The organism is Achromobacter semiaridum, from assembly GCF_053543755.1.
The window spans coordinates 20,405-38,236 of the sequence record NZ_JBLVOL010000033.1 but is presented as its reverse complement, the minus strand read 5'-3'; the positions used below and the strand labels follow the sequence as shown (position 1 = coordinate 38,236).

At 62.9% G+C, this 17,832-nt stretch carries 14 protein-coding genes; 6 read left to right on the top strand and 8 right to left on the bottom strand.

Annotation, left to right across the window (positions count from 1 at the left end; genetic code table 11):
• Positions 1 to 47: 47 nt before the first annotated feature.
• A complete protein-coding gene (ppk1, locus tag ACNPP0_RS10530; protein WP_448705832.1) occupies positions 48 to 2,123 on the bottom strand; it encodes a polyphosphate kinase 1 in 2,076 nt (691 codons plus the stop codon).
• Between the two features lie 223 nt (positions 2,124 to 2,346).
• On the opposite strand from ppk1, the gene ppx reads away from it, so the two are divergent.
• Positions 2,347 to 3,834, top strand: coding sequence for an exopolyphosphatase (ppx, locus tag ACNPP0_RS10525; protein ID WP_448705831.1), 1,488 nt, complete (start codon positions 2,347 to 2,349; stop codon positions 3,832 to 3,834).
• A 177-nt stretch (positions 3,835 to 4,011) separates the two neighbouring features.
• On the opposite strand, the gene ACNPP0_RS10520 is transcribed toward ppx, so the two are convergent.
• From ACNPP0_RS10520 to ACNPP0_RS10500, 5 genes are all read right to left on the bottom strand, one after another.
• Positions 4,012 to 4,818, bottom strand: coding sequence for a GNAT family N-acetyltransferase (locus tag ACNPP0_RS10520; protein WP_448705830.1), 807 nt, complete (start codon positions 4,816 to 4,818; stop codon positions 4,012 to 4,014).
• A gap of 215 nt (positions 4,819 to 5,033) precedes the next feature.
• The gene (gene glmM, locus ACNPP0_RS10515) at positions 5,034 to 6,377 is read right to left on the bottom strand and encodes a phosphoglucosamine mutase (protein WP_332613261.1); all 1,344 of its coding nucleotides are present in this window, start codon (positions 6,375 to 6,377) and stop codon (positions 5,034 to 5,036) included.
• Positions 6,374 to 7,219: a dihydropteroate synthase gene (folP, locus tag ACNPP0_RS10510; RefSeq protein WP_448705829.1), complete on the bottom strand. Its 846-nt coding sequence runs from the start codon at positions 7,217 to 7,219 to the stop codon at positions 6,374 to 6,376. The genes glmM and folP overlap by 4 nt, the downstream gene beginning before the upstream one ends.
• 18 nt (positions 7,220 to 7,237) lie before the next feature.
• Positions 7,238 to 9,127 carry an ATP-dependent zinc metalloprotease FtsH gene (gene ftsH, locus ACNPP0_RS10505; protein ID WP_104144535.1) on the bottom strand — a complete coding sequence of 630 codons (1,890 nt, stop codon included), beginning with the start codon at positions 9,125 to 9,127 and terminating at the stop codon, positions 7,238 to 7,240.
• A 216-nt stretch (positions 9,128 to 9,343) separates the two neighbouring features.
• Positions 9,344 to 9,976: an RlmE family RNA methyltransferase gene (locus ACNPP0_RS10500; protein WP_046806891.1), complete on the bottom strand. Its 633-nt coding sequence runs from the start codon at positions 9,974 to 9,976 to the stop codon at positions 9,344 to 9,346.
• An 18-nt stretch (positions 9,977 to 9,994) separates the two neighbouring features.
• Between ACNPP0_RS10500 and ACNPP0_RS10495 the strand changes: the two genes are divergently transcribed.
• Positions 9,995 to 10,597, top strand: a complete 603-nt coding sequence (locus tag ACNPP0_RS10495) for a YhbY family RNA-binding protein (protein ID WP_332613255.1) — start codon at positions 9,995 to 9,997, stop codon at positions 10,595 to 10,597.
• Between the two features lie 130 nt (positions 10,598 to 10,727).
• Here ACNPP0_RS10495 and greA read toward each other — a convergent pair whose 3' ends face one another.
• Positions 10,728 to 11,204, bottom strand: coding sequence for a transcription elongation factor GreA (gene greA / locus ACNPP0_RS10490; RefSeq protein ID WP_006221068.1), 477 nt, complete (start codon positions 11,202 to 11,204; stop codon positions 10,728 to 10,730).
• A gap of 320 nt (positions 11,205 to 11,524) precedes the next feature.
• Positions 11,525 to 12,850, bottom strand: a complete 1,326-nt coding sequence (locus tag ACNPP0_RS10485) for a solute carrier family 23 protein (RefSeq protein WP_448705828.1) — start codon at positions 12,848 to 12,850, stop codon at positions 11,525 to 11,527.
• 141 nt (positions 12,851 to 12,991) lie between these two features.
• Here ACNPP0_RS10485 and ACNPP0_RS10480 point away from each other — a divergent pair, with 141 nt between their 5' ends.
• The 4 genes from ACNPP0_RS10480 (at position 12,992) to ACNPP0_RS10465 (ending at position 17,789) form a co-directional block, all read left to right on the top strand.
• Positions 12,992 to 13,438: a FlxA-like family protein gene (locus ACNPP0_RS10480; RefSeq protein WP_448705827.1), complete on the top strand. Its 447-nt coding sequence runs from the start codon at positions 12,992 to 12,994 to the stop codon at positions 13,436 to 13,438.
• A 132-nt stretch (positions 13,439 to 13,570) separates the two neighbouring features.
• Positions 13,571 to 14,896, top strand: coding sequence for an ABC transporter substrate-binding protein (locus ACNPP0_RS10475; protein ID WP_332613252.1), 1,326 nt, complete (start codon positions 13,571 to 13,573; stop codon positions 14,894 to 14,896).
• Positions 14,897 to 14,994: 98 nt separating this feature from the next.
• Positions 14,995 to 16,707 carry an ABC transporter permease gene (locus ACNPP0_RS10470; protein ID WP_332613251.1) on the top strand — a complete coding sequence of 571 codons (1,713 nt, stop codon included), beginning with the start codon at positions 14,995 to 14,997 and terminating at the stop codon, positions 16,705 to 16,707.
• Positions 16,704 to 17,789 carry an ABC transporter ATP-binding protein gene (locus ACNPP0_RS10465; protein ID WP_120156687.1) on the top strand — a complete coding sequence of 362 codons (1,086 nt, stop codon included), beginning with the start codon at positions 16,704 to 16,706 and terminating at the stop codon, positions 17,787 to 17,789. Before ACNPP0_RS10470 ends, ACNPP0_RS10465 begins: the two co-directional genes overlap by 4 nt.
• The last annotated feature ends 43 nt before the right edge of the window (positions 17,790 to 17,832 follow it).

Genomic DNA, 17,832 nt, shown 5'->3' with positions numbered 1-17,832 from the left:
CGCCCGCAATTTTTTGGGGGACGCCCCCCCTGCCTGCGCGACGGGCGTTATACGCCCAGTTTTTCGATCAGGTATTGGTGCAGGTTGAAGGGCTCGCGTCGGCTTTTCACCCGGGTGTAATCCCCATCAGGGCGCTGCTGCCATGCCAGTTGGTTATCGCGCAGCGCATAGGTAAACGCTTCGTCGATAACGCGTTTCTTCAGCACCTTGTCGTAGATCGGGAACGCGATTTCCACGCGGCGGAAAAAGTTGCGGTCCATCCAGTCAGCTGACGACAGGTACACCGTTTCTTCGCCCTCGGCGTAGAAATAGAAAACGCGGGAATGCTCCAGGAAGCGTCCCACGATGGACCGCACGCGGATATTTTCCGACAGCCCCGGCACGCCGGCCCGCAACGCGCAGACGCCGCGCACGATCAAATCGATTTTCACGCCGGCCTGGCTGGCCTTGTACAGTTCTTCGATGATCTGCTCTTCCAGCAGAGAATTCATCTTGGCCATGATGCGGGCGCGCTTGCACGCCTTGGCCGCGCGGGCCTCGGCGCGTATCAGCGCCACCATCCCGTCGTGCATGGTGAACGGCGATTGCATCAATGCCTTCAGCGACCGCCGCGCACCCAGCCCCGTCAGCTGCGCGAACACCTTGTCCATGTCCTCGCACAATTTCGGATCGGCCGTCAGCAGGCCAAAGTCGGTGTAAAGCCGCGCGGTGCGTGGGTGGTAGTTGCCGGTGCCCAGGTGCGCATACCGGCGCAAACGGCCCTTTTCGCGGCGCAGCACCACGGCCATCTTGGCGTGCGTCTTGTGGGCCACGACGCCATAGACCACGTGCGCCCCCACCTCTTCCAGTTTGGATGCCCAGTTGATGTTGGTCTGCTCGTCAAAGCGCGCCATCAGTTCCACCACCACCGTCACTTCCTTGCCGGCGCGCGCCGCCGCCAGCAGGATCTTCATCAGCTCGGAGTCCTCGCCGGTACGGTAGATGGTCTGCTTGATGGCCATGACGTCGGGGTCCAGCGCCGCCGCCGTCAGGAAATCAATGACGGGCTGAAACGACTGGTACGGGTGGTGCAGCAGGCGGTCCTGCTGGGCCACGGCATCGAACAGGTCTTGAGGTTTGTCGCCCACCTTGTCAAAAGGCGCGGGCACGGGCGCGCGGTATTCCGGGAACAGCAGGTCTGGGCGCAGGTCGGAATTGCACAGCTGCATCAGCCGCGACAGGTTCACCGGTCCGGGCACGCGGTAGGTGTCTTCAGCCTTCAGCGAGAATTCGCGCTGAAGAAAGGTCTCCAGTTCCACCGGCGTCAGCTTGTCGATTTCCAGACGCACGGCGGCGCCGAAATTGCGTTGCGACAGCTCGCCTTGCAGGGCGTGGCGCAGGTTGGTGACTTCTTCCTCGTCAACGAACAGGTCGCTGTTGCGGGTGACGCGCCATTGGTAGCAACCCAGCATTTCCAGGCCCGGAAATAGCTCGCCGACGAACGCGCGCAGCAGCGACGTCAGCAAGATGAAGCCTTCGGGGTGGCCGGAGAGCTCGGGCGGCATCTTGATCAGGCGCGGCAGCGCGCGCGGCGCCTGCACCACGGCAATCGACGCCTGACGCCCGAAGGCGTCGGCGCCGGCCAGCGACACAATGAAATTCAGGCTTTTGTTGTAGACGCGAGGAAACGGATGCGCCGGGTCCAGCCCGATGGGCGTCAGCAGCGGCATCACGTCGCGGTTGAAGACGTCGCGCGCCCATTGCTGCTGCTCGGCATTCCATTCGGACGCGTGATGCAGGGTGATGCCCTCGGACTGCATGGCGGGCAGGATGTCGTCATTAAGCAGGTTGTATTGCCGCGCCACCAGCGCGTGGACGGCCTGCTGGACGTTTTCAAACGCCTGATCGGGCGTCATGCCGTCGGGGCCGACCAGGTTCGGCGACTGGCGCTGTTGCTCTTTCAGGCTGGAAATCCGGATTTCAAAGAACTCGTCCAGGTTCGAGCTGACGATACACACGTACCGCAGCCGCTCCAGCAGCGGCGTCTTCGGATCTTCCGCCATCGCCAGCACGCGTTCGTTGAATTTGAGCAGCGACAACTCACGATTCATGAGCAAGGGCTCGCCGGGCGGGCGTGTGGGCATACCGGATTCCATACGTTTGGGACAGAGCGTGGAGTTTTACTGCAAAAGAGTGACGGTTCTATGACACACATGCAAAACCGTAGCGTACGTCAAAATCGGGACATATGGCGCAACCGGATTATTCAGCCAAGCCTATGATCCATAAGCGAAAACCCGCATCTGAAGGCACTGTCACATGGGGTCTCTATAATCAGGCCACCTCAAAGCCTATATTACGAGCCGCATGGATCAACTTCTGGCCGCGGTGGACCTCGGGTCCAACAGCTTTCGCCTCTCCATCGGACGCATCGTTCAACAGGACGGTACGCCCCAGATCTACCAGATCGATCGTCTCAAGGAAACCGTCCGGCTTGCCGCCGGCCTGGACGCCGAGAAACGCTTGGGCGACGACGCCATCGAGCGCGCCATCGCCGTGCTGGAGCGTTTTGGCGACCGACTACGCAGTTTTCACCCCAACCGGGTGCGCGCGGTCGCCACCAATACCTTTCGCGTCGCGCGCAACACGCGGGACTTCCTGCCGCGCGCGGAAGCCGCGCTGGGCTTTCCCATTGAAGTCATCGCCGGCCGCGAAGAAGCCCGCCTGATCTTCTCGGGCGTGGTCCACACCCTGCCCCCATCGCCCAACAAACGCCTGGTCATCGATATTGGCGGCGGGTCCACCGAAGTCATCATCGGCAAGGGTCACGAGCCCGCCCTGATGTCGTCGTTGTACATGGGCTGCGTCAGCTACAGCCGCCAGTTTTTCTCGGATGGCGTGGTCGACGCGCACCAGATGAAACAGGCCGAGCTGGCGGCGCGGCGCGAAATCGAAGTCATCGCCAAGCAGTACCGCAAGATGGGCTGGAAAGAAGCCTATGGCTCGTCCGGCACCGCCAAGGCGCTATTCGCCATCCTGACCGAAAGCCGCTTTTCCGATCGCGGCATCACGCGCGCGGGGCTGGCCAAGCTGAAAGACCGCATCGTGCGTTCGGGCCGCGTCATTCCGTCCGAGCTGCCGGGCATCAAGATCGAGCGTTCCGATGTGCTGCCCGGCGGGCTGGCCATCATGACCGCCCTGTTCGACGAGCTGGGCATCGACGTCATGCACACGGGCGACGGCGCGTTGCGCCTGGGCGTGCTGTATGACCTGCTGGGCCGCGACGACGAGCACGACAAGCGCGACGAATCGGTGCGCCAGTTCATGAAGCGCTATCACGTCGACGTCAACCAGGCGCGGCGCGTGCGCCACGCGGCGCTAACGCTGTTCGACGCCATGTTCCCCGAAGGCCAAGAACGCGCCGAGCTTCGGCCCGCGCTGGGCTGGGCGGCGGACCTGCACGAAGTGGGTCTGTCGATCGCGCACAATGCGTATCACAAGCACACCGCGTACGTGCTTGAAAACGCCGACATGCCGGGCTTCTCGCGCGCCGATCAGCAGTTGCTGGCGCTGCTGGCGCTGGGCCATCAAGGCAAGTTGACCAAGCTGGAGCCGCTGATCCGCACGCGGCCCCAATGGAAGGCCATCCTGAGCCTGCGCCTGGCGGTATTGCTATTCCGCCGTCGTGGCGAAATTGAACCGCTTCCGCTGACCGCCTCGGTGCGCGAGAACTCTATCGTCGTGCGGGTCAACCGCGAATGGCTGGCGCAACACCCCTTAAGCGACTTCACGCTGCGCGCGGAAGAAGCCGAATGGAACAAGGTGGGGTTCTCGTTCGAAGTGCTGGAATTCTGACTGCGAGGATTCCGGCGCGTTGGCGAAAAAAGGGCAATGGCGTCAGCGCCATTGCCCTTTTTTAAAAGAAAGACAGATCGGTCTGACGGCGCAGCTGCTTGAGCTCAAGCCGCAAAGGCCGCGTGGCCCGCCGTATCAATCTGATTTTCATTCGGCGGAACAGGCGGCGCATGGTGATCAGCGCTGGCCGTTCAGGGCCGCGGGCTGGTCCAGCCCGAAATGGCGGCGATAGCGCTCGTCCATGCGTTCCATTTTCAGCAGCACCGGGAAGTCGGCGGCGTTGAAGTCCGGGTCCCAGGCGGGTTCGCCACAGACCTTGGCGCCCAGCTTCAGATACCCCTTGATCAGCGGCGGCACGCGGGCCGGCAGCGTGCTGTTCAGCTTTTCCACCGGGTAGCGGTGCAGCGGGGTCACGTGGGGCTCGCCGCCCTGGGGCAGCTGCGGCATGATCGTGCGCCACACTTCGGCGGCGGTGACGCCGTCATCGCGCAGGCTGACGCTGGCGCAGCCCAGTACGTATTCGTAGCCACCGCGCCGCAGGTATTCCGTCAGGCCAGACCACAACAGCATGATCACGGCGCCGTTGCGGTAGTCGGAATGGGTACACGATCGGCCGACTTCAACGAGCTGGTCTCGAATCGGACCCAGCCCGGAAAGATCGAACTCTGACTGCGCGTAATATCCGCCCGCTTCACGGGCCTTTTCCGGTGTCAGGATGCGATACGTGCCGACGACGCGGCCCGTATCCATTTCGCGCACCATCAGGTGTTCGCAAAAGGGGTCGAAGCGGTCATGCTCGATGCCGTCATGCGCGTCGGGAAACACCGCGCCCATGTCCTCGGTGAAGACGTCGTAGCGCAGACGTTGGATCTGCTCGATTTCTTCAGCCGTGCGCGCCAGGCCCACCGCCAGCACTTTCGGGGCGTTGCCCTTCCAGGGTTCGGCGGGATTACGGCTTGGGGTGGTGCGTGCTAATTCCAGCATTGCGCGTAGCTCCTAGAGAGTCCGGTCAGTTTGGACGCCCTGTATGTCAAAGACTTGACCAATATGTTACGTGACTATGAAGTTTAGTTCGGGGGAGATAGGTCGACTTTGGGCGAATCTCGACAAAACTTTACAATTCACTACCAAGCATCAATGCACAAAAGCCACCCACCGAAACTCGGTGGGTGGCTTTTTCTAAAGCGGCTGGGCCGGGCTTACGCCAAGCTGGCGGCGAGCTTCTCTGCGGAGGAAACGGCAAGGGATTCATCTTCAGCTTCGACCATCAGGCGAAGCTTCGGTTCAGTGCCCGATGCGCGGATCAGGATGCGACCACGACCGTTCAGTTCGGCTTCAACGGCGGCGCGGGCGGCGGTCAGGCCGGGATGCGTTTTCCAGTCCTGGCCTGGGGTCAACGGCACGTTGATCATCTTCTGCGGGTACATGCGCAGGTCGCGCACCCACTCGGCCATCGTCGTATTGCCGCGACGCAATGCGGTCAGCACCTGCAAGGCGGCAATGATGCCGTCGCCGGTGGAGTGGCAATCCAGGCACAGCAGGTGGCCGGAGCTTTCGCCGCCGTATTGCCAGCCGCGCGCCTGCATCTGTTCCAGCACGTAGCGGTCGCCCACGTTGGCGCGTTCGAAGCCGACACCCAGGCGCTGCATTTCGCGTTCGAAACCAAAGTTGGTCATCAGCGTGCCGACCACGCCATCTACCTTGCCGCGCTGCATGCGTTCGCGAACGATGGCGTAAAGCAGTTCGTCACCGTTATAGATGCGGCCTTCGCCATCGACCACTTGCAGCCGGTCGGCGTCGCCGTCCAGGGCTACGCCCAGATGCGCGCCACGCGCCTGCACTTCCTTGGCCAGGGACTCGGGGTGCAACGCGCCCACGCCCTTGTTGATGTTGAAGCCGTCCGGATGCACGCCGATGGCATGCACCTCGGCGCCCAGTTCGCGGAACACATGGGGGGCGATGTTGTAGGCGGCGCCATGGGCGGCGTCCACCACGATCTTCATCCCGTTCAGGTCCAGATCGTTGGGGAACGTGCTCTTGCAGAATTCAATGTAGCGGCCTTGCGAGTCCGACATGCGGCGGGCGCGGCCCAGGCCTTCAGAACTGACGCAACCCAGCGGCTCGTCCAGCGCGGCTTCGATGGCGGCTTCGATGTCATCCGGCAGCTTCATGCCCTGCGCCGAGAAGAACTTGATGCCGTTGTCCTGGTACGGATTGTGGGAAGCACTGATTACGATGCCGGCCACCAGGCGCAGCGCGCGGGTCAGGTAAGCGACGGCCGGAGTCGGGATCGGGCCGGCCAGCAGCACGTCGATGCCCGCGGCCGACAAACCGGCTTCCAGCGCGGATTCCAGCATGTAGCCGGAAATGCGCGTGTCCTTGCCAATGACCACTTGCGGGCGGCTGCCGCCGCGCACGGCATGTTCGCGCGCCAGCACGCGGCCGGCCGCATAACCCAGGCGTAGCGCGAACTCGGCATTGATGACCGGGCCGCCCACTTCACCGCGCACCCCATCGGTGCCGAAATACTTGCGTTGACTCATGAACTGATTGCTCCTTGTTCAGCCGCATGCCATACCTTAAGGGCGTCAACGGTGGCGGCAACATCGTGCACACGCACGATGGAGGCGCCCCGCGACACGCAGGCAAGCGCTGCGGCGATGCTGCCGGACAGCCGGTCGCCGATCGGTCGGCCGGTGGCCTGCCCGATCATGTTTTTACGCGACAGGCCGATCAGCAATGGATAGCCACCGCTGCGCAAGCTGGACAGCCGACGCAGCAACTGGAAATTTTGGTCTGCCGTCTTGCCGAAACCGAAACCCGGGTCCAGCACGATACGGCGGGGATCAACCCAGGCGGCACGCAGCTTCTGCGCGCGCGAGCCCAGGAAAAGTCCGATTTCACCGATCAGGTCGGTGTATTCGGGGGGCGCGGCCTGCATGGTGCGAGGCTCGCCCTTCATGTGCATCACGCACAGCCCGCAGCGCGATTGCGCCACCGCCTCGATGGCGCCGGCCTGCCTGAAGCCATAGATGTCGTTGATCATGTCGGCGCCCGCATCCAGCGTGGCGCGCATGACTTCGGGCTTGAAGGTGTCGATGGACAGCGGCACACCGCAATCGCGTAGCGCCTCGATCACGGGCAACAGCCGATTCAGTTCGTCTGTAACCGACACCGGATCCGCACCCGGTCGCGTCGATTCACCGCCCAGATCAAGAATCTGAGCGCCCTCTTCGATCAACTGGCGCGCGTGCGCCACCGCGGAATCCGTATCGTCGTGCTGGCCACCGTCCGAAAATGAATCCGGCGTGACATTGACGATGCCCATGACAAGCGGGCGCTCGAGATCAAACTCGAAGCGCCCGCAAAGGAAGTTATTTGCCATAACTCAGGACAAAAAACCTCAGACTGCTGCAGCCGTGCTGCCGCCAGCCGCCAGCCCGGTGCTGGGCGGCGTGTCCGTCGAATCGGACGGACCTTGCGGCGTTTTCGGGGGACGCGGAGGACGGCCCTCGATGATGTCGTTGATCTGGTCGGCGTCGATGGTTTCCCATTCGAGCAGCGCGGCCGTCATGACTTCGACCTTGTCGCGATTGTCTTCCAGGATCTTGCGCGCGACTTGGTATTGCTCGTCGATGATGCGGCGGATCTCGGTGTCCACCTTTTGCATGGTGGCTTCGGACATGTGGGTCGTCTTCGTAACGCTGCGGCCCAGGAACACTTCGCCTTCGTTCTCGGCATAGACCATCGGGCCCAGCTCGTCCGTCATGCCGTAGCGGGTGACGATGTCGCGGGCGATGGCGGTGGCGCGTTCGAAGTCGTTCGAGGCGCCCGTCGTCATCTGGTCCATGAACAGCTCTTCGGCGATACGGCCACCAAACAGCACGGCGATGGTGGACAGCAAGCGGCCCTTGTCCATGCTGTAGCGGTCGGTTTCGGGCAACTGCATCGTCACGCCCAGCGCACGGCCGCGCGGAATGATGGTGACCTTGTGAACCGGGTCGGTCTTGGGCAGCAAGCGGGCAACGATCGCGTGGCCGGACTCGTGGTACGCGGTGTTCTTGCGTTCCTCTTCAGGCATGACGATCGAGCGACGTTCGGCGCCCATGATGATCTTGTCCTTGGCCTTTTCGAAGTCGGACATATCCACCGTGCGGCCATTACGGCGAGCGGCGAACAGCGCGGCTTCGTTCACCAGGTTGGCCAGGTCGGCGCCCGAGAAACCGGGGCAGCCGCGCGCCAGGATGGTCGCGTCGACGTTAGGCGACAGCGGAACCTTGCGCATGTGGACTTTCAGAATCTGCTCGCGGCCACGGATATCGGGCAGCGGCACCACGACTTGACGGTCGAAACGGCCCGGACGCAGCAGCGCCGGATCCAGCACGTCGGGGCGGTTGGTTGCGGCGATCACGATGACGCCCTGGCCGGATTCAAAGCCGTCCATTTCAACCAGCATCTGGTTCAGGGTCTGCTCGCGTTCGTCGTTGCCGCCACCCAGGCCGGCGCCACGCTGACGACCCACTGCATCGATTTCGTCGATGAAGATGATGCAAGGCGCGTGCTTCTTGGCGTTTTCGAACATGTCGCGAACACGGGCCGCGCCCACGCCGACGAACATTTCAACGAAGTCCGAACCCGAGATGCTGAAGAACGGCACCTTGGCTTCGCCGGCGATGGCCTTGGCCAGCAGCGTCTTGCCGGTACCCGGCGAGCCCACCATCAGCACGCCACGGGGAATGCGGCCGCCCAGCTTCTGGAACTTGCTGGGGTCGCGCAGGAAGTCGACCAATTCCTGGACGTCTTCCTTGGCTTCGTCGCAGCCGGCAACGTCGGCAAAGGTGATTTGATTGGTGTTTTCGTCGAGCATGCGGGCGCGCGATTTGCCGAAGCTGAATGCCCCGCCCTTACCGCCGCCCTGCATCTGTCGCATGAAGAAAACCCATACGCCGATCAACAGCAGCATGGGGAACCAGGACACGAAGATGCTCATCAGGAGCGATTGCTCTTCACGCGGCTTGCCAGACACCTGGACGCCGTACTTCAGCAGATCGGAGACCATCCAGAGGTCGCCGGGCGAAGTCAGCGTGTAGGCGCGGCCCGCGTCCGGGGTGACGTACAGCACGTCGCCCTGAACGTCGACCTTGCGGATACGTCCCGCCTTGGCGTCGTCCATGAACTGCGTGTAAGTCACGCCGTCCTGGGTCTGAGCGCGTCCGTCGAACTGTTTGAAGACGGTGAACAGCACCAGGGCTATCACCATCCAGACAGCGACTTTCGAAAATGAATTATTCAAGGTCGATCTCCTGCTTTCGATTCCGACCGGCAACCGCGCACCCGCATATGGCACAGTCACAAGTATGTCAATAGCCCATTCTACCCTGTTGGACCCGATTGCGTCCTGGGATCCCTGGGGTCCGTGTAGTTACGTCTGATTTGTCGTTATGGTGGTCGTTGTCTCGGCAAGCAGGTAAGTTCTTTGGGGTTCCGGGGCAGCATGCCCTGGCCCGGGTTACTTCAGATCGCGGGCAACCAGAAAGGTTTCCGAGGATTTATCCCGGGACGCCTTCGGCTTGCGCTCGACCACACGCTTGAAGTGCTGCTTGAAGGACTGCACGATCTGCGAAAAGCCGCTGCCGTGGAAGGCCTTGACGATCAGCGCCCCATTGGGCTTGAGATGAGCGCGGGAAAATTCCATCGCCAGCTCGCATACATGCTGAATGCGTGCGGAGTCGGCACTACCCACGCCTGACAAGTTGGGGGCCATGTCCGAGATTACAAGGTCTACGGCGCGAGATCCGACCATGTCTTCCAATTGTTTCAGAACGTCATCGTCGCGGAAGTCGCCCTGGATGAATTCCACCCCGGCCACCGGCTCCATGGGAAGCAGATCCAGCGCAATAATACGTCCGTCCACAACGCCGCCCGGCCCGGCCAGGCGCTCGCGCGCGACTTGGGACCAACTGCCCGGCGCCGAGCCCAGATCAATGACCAGGTCGCCCCGGCGCATCAGTTTTTCGGTATCCAGGATCTCGATCAGCTTGAAGGCGGCGCGGGCGCGATAGCCCTTCTGTTGCGCCAGCTTCACATAGGGATCGTTGATGTGCTGGTGAATCCAGTCTTTAGAGAATTTATTCTTGGCCATTACCGTACAATTCCACGCATGCCTATATTAGAACTTACCTCTCGTGAGCGCAGCGACCTTCGCTCCGCCGCTCACCCTCTGCGCCCCGTCGTCCTGATTGGCGACAATGGCCTGACCGAAGCCGTGCTCAAGGAAATCGACCTGGCACTGGCGTCTCATGGCCTCATCAAGGTACGCGCCGGCGGCGATGACCGCGAGGCCCGCGAGACCATGTTGTCGACGATCTGCGACACCCTGTCTTGCGCCCCGGTGCACCACCTGGGCAAGACCCTGATTCTGTTCCGTCCCCTGGCCGGCAACGTCAAGCCCGCCGCGCTGGCCGCGATGGAGCCCGTGGCTCCTGCCAAGCGCCGCGCTTCCGAACCCTACACGCCGAAGAAGCTGGCCGCCGAAGGCAAGAGCCTGGCCAAGCGTCCGCGCCGTAGCGAGTCCGAAGAGCCCAAGGCGGCCAAGGCGCGCTTCGTGCCGCAAGACCAGCTGAACAAGAACGGCAAGCCCATGCGCCCCAGCAACAAGCGGGCTACCGCCAGCGGCCACGGCATTCCCCGCCGCGCCGGCAGTGCGCTGAGCCTGCGGGCCGGAGCACGCAGCGGCACCAGCCGCAAGACGGCAAAAAGATAAGGCCGGGCACAAAAACGGGCGCTTTACGCGCCCGGTCCACCATAGCGATCCGCGCAGGTACCGCGGGCAGCCCGCCTAACGCAGGCTTCAAGCTATGGCGTTTTGACAGTGTACCGCCAAGGCGAACGCGTTAGATGTAACGCACGCCCAATACTTCGTATTCGCGAACGCCAGCCGGGGCCTTGACCTCGACCACGTCGCCTTCGCTCTTGCCGATCAGCGCGCGCGCCACCGGGCTGGATACGGAAATCAGATTGGCCTTGATATCGGCTTCGACGTCACCGACGATCTGGTACGTCACGCGGTCACCCGAATCCAGGTCTTCGATATCCACGGTAGCGCCGAAAACGGCACGGCCTTCGGCATCCAGCGAAGTCGGATCGATCAGGTGGGCGTTGGAAAGCGTGCCTTCAAGTTCGGCAATCCGGCCTTCGATAAAGCCTTGGCGCTCGCGAGCAGCGTCATATTCGGCGTTTTCCGACAGATCGCCCTGCGCTCGCGCTTCGGCGATGGCGTTGATAACGGCAGGACGTTCCACGGTTTTCAGCCGCTGGAGCTCTTCTTGCAAGCGCTCGGCCCCGCGCACGGTCAAAGGAATGGCAGACATGTCGTTTCCCAAACAAAAAGTAGAAAAACGCCCCGACGGAGCGTTCTCGGTGAAGGTCGTTACCCTGACGCGCACCTGCTGTCGGTGCAAGATTTGACACGAAGCTAGCGGCGCGGACGACCAAAACAAAACCCCGGCTCGGGTCGGAACCGGGGCAATCAAAGTCATATTGTGGGCAAACTCCACCGGAATTGCAAGCGACCCCGGAAAACGTGCTTTTGCACGCATTTCGGGGCTGTAACCCGCCAAAAACGGCTATTTTGTCAAAAATCCCTCAAGGCGACGCGACCTGCCCGGAGATCGCGCCCGCCTGCAACTGCCTAGACAATCGGCCCCGGCTTACGACGGCGCAGCAGCGCATACAGGATGATCGCGCCGAACGTGGCGGTACCGATTCCGCCCAGCATGAAGTCGCCGATCTTGATGGTGAAGTCGCCGGCGCCCAGCACCAAGGTGACGGCGGCCACGATCAGATTGCGGTTGTCGCTGAAATCCACTTGGTTGACGACCCAGATCCGCGCGCCTGCGATCGCGATCAGGCCGAACACCACCACCGACATGCCGCCCAGCACGGGCCCGGGAATGGTCTGGATCAGTGCGCCGAACTTGGGCGAAAACCCCAGCACGACGGCGATCAGCGCGGCCACGACGAAAACCAGCGTGGAGTAGATGCGGGTGACTGCCATGACGCCGATGTTCTCGGCATAGGTCGTGACGCCCGTGCCGCCCACCGCGCCCGACACCATGGTTGCCACCCCGTCGCCCACGAAGGCGCGGCCCAGATAGCGGTCCAGGTCCTGGCCCGTCATGGCGCTGACGGCCTTCACGTGGCCCAGGTTTTCGGCGACCAGGATAATCGCGACCGGCACGATCAGCCCCATGGCCTCGGCTTTGAAGACCGGGGCTGCAAAATGCGGCAGGCCGATCCACGCGGCGGCGGCCACGCCCGAAAAGTCGATCGGCTTGCCCAGCCCCATGCCGTTGGCCAGCACGGCGTACACCACGCACGCCAGGATCAGGCCAACCAGGATCAACAGGCGCTGCACCATGCCCTTGGTGTAGACGGCGATGCCGCCGACGCAAACAATGGTCACCAGCGCCATGAACGTGTCAAAACCCGACGCGCCCATGGCGCCCTTAGCCGCGATGGGCGCCAGGTTCAAGCCGATTACCGCCACCACCGCGCCCGTGACAACAGGCGGCATCAAGGCGTCGATCCAGTTGGCACCGCTGCCCGAGCGTGCATTGACGATCCACACGATCACCCCGATCAGCGTATACGCCAGGCCACACGCGATGATCGCGCCCAGCGCCACGCCGATGTTGGCGTTGGCGCCCCCGCCCGCATAGCCGGTGACCGCGATTACGCCCCCGATGAAAGCGAAGCTGGACCCCAGATAGCTGGGCACCCGGCCGCCGACGAACAGGAAGAAGATCAGCGTGCCGATGCCGGACATCAGGATCGCGACGTTGGGATCAAAGCCCATCAGCAACGGCGCCAGCACCGTCGAGCCGAACATGGCCACAACGTGCTGCGCGCCCATGGCGACGTTTTTGGGCCAGGACAGCCGTTCATCGGGCGCAATGATGACGCCGGGTTCGGCGTCGTCCGCCAGGCGCCAACGCGGGAAATAGGAATTGGACATGGATATCCCAAATAAGGTGTCGGGGTAAGCGGGCGCCAGTGTAAAGGGGGCCGCGAAAAGGCGGCAATGTTTAAGTTGGACCCCAACATGCCGTTCATCAGATGAACGCCCCGCAATCCCCACCAAGTACCTGGAGACATCATGGCTATCAATTCCATCGGCGGCACATCCCGGATCGGCAGTATGGCCGACCTGTGGGCCCAGAAGATTCAAGCCAACAAGGAAGCGACGGATCCCGCAGGCGGGGAGGCGACAACGGTCAGCCCCGACGGCACGATCCGCGTCAACAACGCTGGGGCGCTGCGTGTAGGGGGCACCAAGGCCTCGGAAGACGCCGGTAACGATGACGAATTCACGCGTCAGATCAAAGAACTGCAAAAGCAGCTCAAGCGCATCATGGATCAGATCGCCAAGGTGCAGGCCAGCGGCATGTCGGACGAGATGAAGGCACAGCAGCTTCAAGCGCTGAACGGCCAGGCCATGCAGATCCAAGGGCAGATCCAGAAGGTGCTGGTCCTGCAGGCCAAGGCGGCCATGGCCAGAGCCGAAGCGGGCTCAGCGGGCGCCGCCGTGTCCACCACGGCTTGACCGCAGCGCGTCACCAGCGGGGGCGCCACCATCACGGCCCCGCGCTGATGAGCCGCATCAAAATTTCTGATTGGACGCGTTGCAGACCAGACATTACTGTCTCCAGACAAATTAAAACTACGGAGACAAACCATGCATGCAATGCGCACCGCCCTTGCAGGCGCCCTGCTGGCCGTCTGCTCGGCACCCGCCCTGGCCGGCACCGTCACGGTGATCACGTCGTTCCCAAAGGACCTGACGCAGGCTTACAAGAGCGCGTTTGAAAAGGCCAACCCCGGCATCACGCTGGAAATCCTGAATAAGAACACCGTGTCGGGCATTGCCTATGTGCGTGAAACGCCCGCCGGCCAACGCCCCGAAGTGTTCTGGGCCAGCGCGCCCGACGCCTTCGAAGTGCTGGGCCGCGACAAGCTGCTGGCCAAGTCGTCCGACGTGGCAAACAAAGACGTGCCGGACAAGATCGGCAACTACCCTATCAACGATCCGTCCGGCATGTACCTGGGCCAGGCCCTGGCCGGCTACGGCATTGTCTACAACACGCGTTATATCGCGGCGCACAAGATTCCCGCGCCGGTGGAATGGAAGGATCTGCTGTCGCCCAAGTGGTTTGGCCACGTGGGCATCACGTCGCCGTCGCGCTCGGGCACCATGCATTTGACCGTGGAGACCATTCTGCAAGGCGAAGGCTGGGATGACGGCTGGAACACCTTGCTGCGCATGTCCGGCAACAGCAGCGCGGTGACAGAACGGTCATTCGGCGTGCCAGACGGCGTGAACAACGGCCAGTTCGGCGCCGGCCCGGTCATCGACTTCTTTGGCCTGTCCAGCAAGTATTCCAAGTTCCCCGTGGAATTCGTCTATCCGTCCGAGACCGCGATTGTGCCCGCGAACATCGCCTTGATCGAGGGCGCGAAGAACACCGAGGAAGGCAAGAAATTCATCGCCTTCACGTTAAGCCAGGCCGGCCAGGAGCTGCTGTTGGAACCGAAGATTTCGCGTCTTCCGGTGCTGCCTTACTCCGCGCTTGCCGGCAAGATCCCACCCGGCTATCCGGACCCGGCCGACATCGCCAAGCGCAGCAAGGTGCAATTCAACGCCGACCTGTCACAGACGCGTTATTACGTCGTGCAATCGCTGTATGACCAAACCGTCACTTTCCGCCTGAAGGAATTGCAGGCGGCCACCAAGGCCATCTACGACGCCGAAGCCAAACTGGGCGACAAGGCCAAGACCGGCAAGGCGGCCGAGCTGCTGGCACAAGCGCGCAAGCTTGCCTGGGCGCCGCTGGTCGATGGCAAGAAGGCCGCCGACCCAGCCTTCCTGGCCATCTTCGCGGGCAACAAGAAAGACGCCACGGTCAACCAGCAGATCACCCAGCTGGAAGGCGAGTGGAACGGCAAGTCCAAGGCCAACTACGAAGAAGCCGTGAAGCTGGCCAGGCAGGCGGGCGCGCTGTAAGCCGCCTCTAGCGAACAGCAACTGGCGAACCGCCTTAGCGAACCGCACCGGGCACGCGTCCGGTGCGCCGTCCCCTGGCAACGATTTCGGGAATCTCGATGAATTCTTCGGGCCACTCACGCCTGCCCGCCGGCCCCGTTTTGACGGCGCTGCTGGTATTCGGCTTTCTGCTGCTTTTTCTTGCCGTGCCCGTGGGCACGGTCTTCTACAGCGCCTTCGTGAACGCCGACGGCAGTTTCACGATGGGCCACTTTGGTGCCTTCTTCAATCAGCCCCTGATGCAGGAAGCGTTTTTCAACAGCCTGTACGTGGCGGGCTGGTCGGCGCTGCTGGCCTCCCTGATCGCGGTGCCGCTGGCGTACTTCACGGTGCGCTTTGATTTTCGCGGTGCGCTGATCATCCAGACGCTGGGCGTGCTGCCGCTCATCATGCCGCCGTTTGTGGGCGCCGTGGCGATGCAGCTGATCTTCGGACGGTCGGGCAGCGTCAACCTGCTGCTGAACGATTGGTTCGGGTTCACGATCCCGTTCATGGAAGGCTTGAACGGCGTCATCTTCGTTGAAGCCCTGCACTACTTTCCGTTCATCCTGATGAACCTGGTGGTGGCGTTGCGCAATATCGACGGTGCCATGGAAGAAGCCGCGTTCAACCTGGGCTCGCGCGGGTTTCGCCTGTTCCGCCGCGTGATTTTCCCGCTGGCCCTGCCCGGCTACGTGGCCGGCGCGTCGCTGGTGTTCGTCAAGGTGTTCGACGACCTGGGCACGCCGCTGGTGCTGGGCACGACGAACATGCTGGCGCCACAAGCCTACCTGCGCATCACGCAGGTGGGGCTGGAAGATCCGCTGGGCTATGTGATCAGCGTCATCATGATCGCGTTCTCGATCCTGGCGTTGTGGTTGTCGGCGCGCGTGCTCAAGGGGCGCGATTATTCCACCCTGCAAAAGGGCGGCAACTCCATTCAGAAGCGCAAGCTGGGGCCGATGGAAAGCGTGTTGGCCTATGGCTGGATCATCCTGGTGTTGCTGCTGGTGCTGTCGCCGCACATGGGCGTGCTGCTGCTGTCGCTGGCCAGCGTCTGGAGCTTCGCCCCACTGCCGGATGGCTACACGCTGGCGCATTACTCGGCAGTGTTCTCGGAATCGCAGGGCATGATCGCCAACACCCTGCTCTATTGCGGGCTGGCAGCCGGCGTGGACGTGATTCTTGGTACCGCCATCGCCTACCTGATGCTGCGCACGCGGCTGCCGGCCCGCCAGTGGCTGGACTTCATGGCCTCGGCCGCGCTGGCGATACCGGGCATCGTGCTGGCGATCGGCTTTCTGCGCACGTTTCGCGGCATCGAACTGCCGGGCACCGGCACGCTGCTGACCTCGTCGTGGATCATCATCATGATCGCGTATTCGGTCCGGCGCCTGCCCTATGCGTTGCGTTCTTGCGTGGCCTCGTTGCAGCAGATCAACGTGTCGCTGGAAGAAGCCGCGCAATCGCTGGGCGCCACCCGCATGAGCACGATCCGTCGCGTTGTCGTGCCCCTGATGGCGGGCGGCATGCTGGCCGGCTTCGTGACCAGCTTCGTGACGGCGGCGGTGGAATTGTCGGCCACCATCATGCTGGTCACCAAGGACAGCCAGGCGCCCATGAGCTACGGCATCTATCTGTATATGCAAAGCGCGGCGGGCCGGGGGCCCGGCGCCGCGCTGGGCGTGCTGGCGGTGGCCGCGGTGGCCATCGGCACGTATGTATCGCACCTGCTGGTTGAGCGCGCGCAGTCGCGCCAGCGTCCGGCACGCACTGAAGGGGAATCCGCATGAAGAAGGTCAGCGTAGAGTGCCGCAACATCCGCCTGTCCTATGGCAAGACGGAAGTGCTGAAAGACGTAAATATCCACATCGAGCCGGGCGAGTTCTTTGCGCTGCTGGGCCCGTCCGGCTCCGGCAAGTCGACCCTGCTGCGCTTGATCGCGGGCTTTAATCGCCATAGCGCCGGCCAGCTGCTGGTGGACGGCAAAGACATCACCGGCACCCCGCCCTGGGATCGCAACATCGGCATGGTGTTCCAGAACTATGCGTTGTGGCCGCACATGACGGTGTGGGACAACGTGGCCTTCGGGCTGGTCGAACGCAAGTTGCCACGCGCCGAGATTCGCGCCAAGGTCGAAGCCGCGCTGGAACTGGTGGGCCTGTCTCAGTATGGCAAGCGCCGGCCCAACCAGCTGTCGGGCGGCCAGCAGCAGCGCGTGGCGCTGGCGCGCACCATCGTCATCGAACCCCAGGTGCTGCTGCTGGACGAGCCGCTGTCCAATCTGGACAAGAAGCTGCGCGTGCAGATGCGCCAAGACCTGCTGAGCCTGCAACGGCGCCTGGGCATCACCACCATCTTCGTCACGCACGACCAGGAAGAAGCCATGACGACGGCCGACCGCATGGCGGTGCTGGATCACGGCGTGGTGCAGCAGATCGGCGCGCCCAGCACGCTGTTCGACTATCCGACGAACCGCTTCGTGGCCAACTTCGTCGGCACGATGAACGTGCTGGAAGGCGATGTGCGCGAACGCACCAGCGGCAGCGTGGTGCTGGCCGTGCCCGGCGTGGGCGACCTGCACCTGCCCCTGACGGCGGAAGCCCCCGCCGCCAGCCGGCTGGCCGCCAGCTTCCGGCCCCACACCGTACAGATCGAAATGGCGGACGGCCTGGGCGACGCGCGCTATGTGTGGCTGCCCGGCATTGTGGAAAGCAGCGAATTCCTGGGCGAATTCACGCGCTATCAGGTGCTGATCGGCGAACAACGCCTGACGGCGGATCAGTCGCACCTGGCCGGGCTGTCGCCGTTTCCCATCGGCGCGCCGGTATCCATCGGACTGGAACCCACGCAGGTGCGGCTGTTGGCGGCCTAAACTGGCGGCCATGGAAATCTATCAGATCCGCGCCTTCGTCACG

Bases quoted from the DNA above. Each gene is read 5' to 3' on its own strand.
- ppk1 (WP_448705832.1), bottom strand. From the start codon at position 2,123: ATGCCCACACGCCCGCCCGGCGAGCCCTTGCTCATGAATCGTGAGTTG.
- ACNPP0_RS10495 (WP_332613255.1), top strand. From the start codon at position 9,995: ATGCCTATATTAGAACTTACCTCTCGTGAGCGCAGCGACCTTCGCTCC.
- glmM (WP_332613261.1), bottom strand. From the start codon at position 6,377: ATGAGTCAACGCAAGTATTTCGGCACCGATGGGGTGCGCGGTGAAGTG.
- ACNPP0_RS10485 (WP_448705828.1), bottom strand. From the start codon at position 12,850: ATGTCCAATTCCTATTTCCCGCGTTGGCGCCTGGCGGACGACGCCGAA.
- ACNPP0_RS10480 (WP_448705827.1), top strand. From the start codon at position 12,992: ATGGCTATCAATTCCATCGGCGGCACATCCCGGATCGGCAGTATGGCC.
- folP (WP_448705829.1), bottom strand. From the start codon at position 7,219: ATGGCAAATAACTTCCTTTGCGGGCGCTTCGAGTTTGATCTCGAGCGC.
- greA (WP_006221068.1), bottom strand. From the start codon at position 11,204: ATGTCTGCCATTCCTTTGACCGTGCGCGGGGCCGAGCGCTTGCAAGAA.
- ppx (WP_448705831.1), top strand. From the start codon at position 2,347: ATGGATCAACTTCTGGCCGCGGTGGACCTCGGGTCCAACAGCTTTCGC.
- ACNPP0_RS10470 (WP_332613251.1), top strand. From the start codon at position 14,995: ATGAATTCTTCGGGCCACTCACGCCTGCCCGCCGGCCCCGTTTTGACG.
- ACNPP0_RS10475 (WP_332613252.1), top strand. From the start codon at position 13,571: ATGCATGCAATGCGCACCGCCCTTGCAGGCGCCCTGCTGGCCGTCTGC.
- ACNPP0_RS10520 (WP_448705830.1), bottom strand. From the start codon at position 4,818: ATGCTGGAATTAGCACGCACCACCCCAAGCCGTAATCCCGCCGAACCC.
- ACNPP0_RS10465 (WP_120156687.1), top strand. From the start codon at position 16,704: ATGAAGAAGGTCAGCGTAGAGTGCCGCAACATCCGCCTGTCCTATGGC.
- ACNPP0_RS10500 (WP_046806891.1), bottom strand. From the start codon at position 9,976: ATGGCCAAGAATAAATTCTCTAAAGACTGGATTCACCAGCACATCAAC.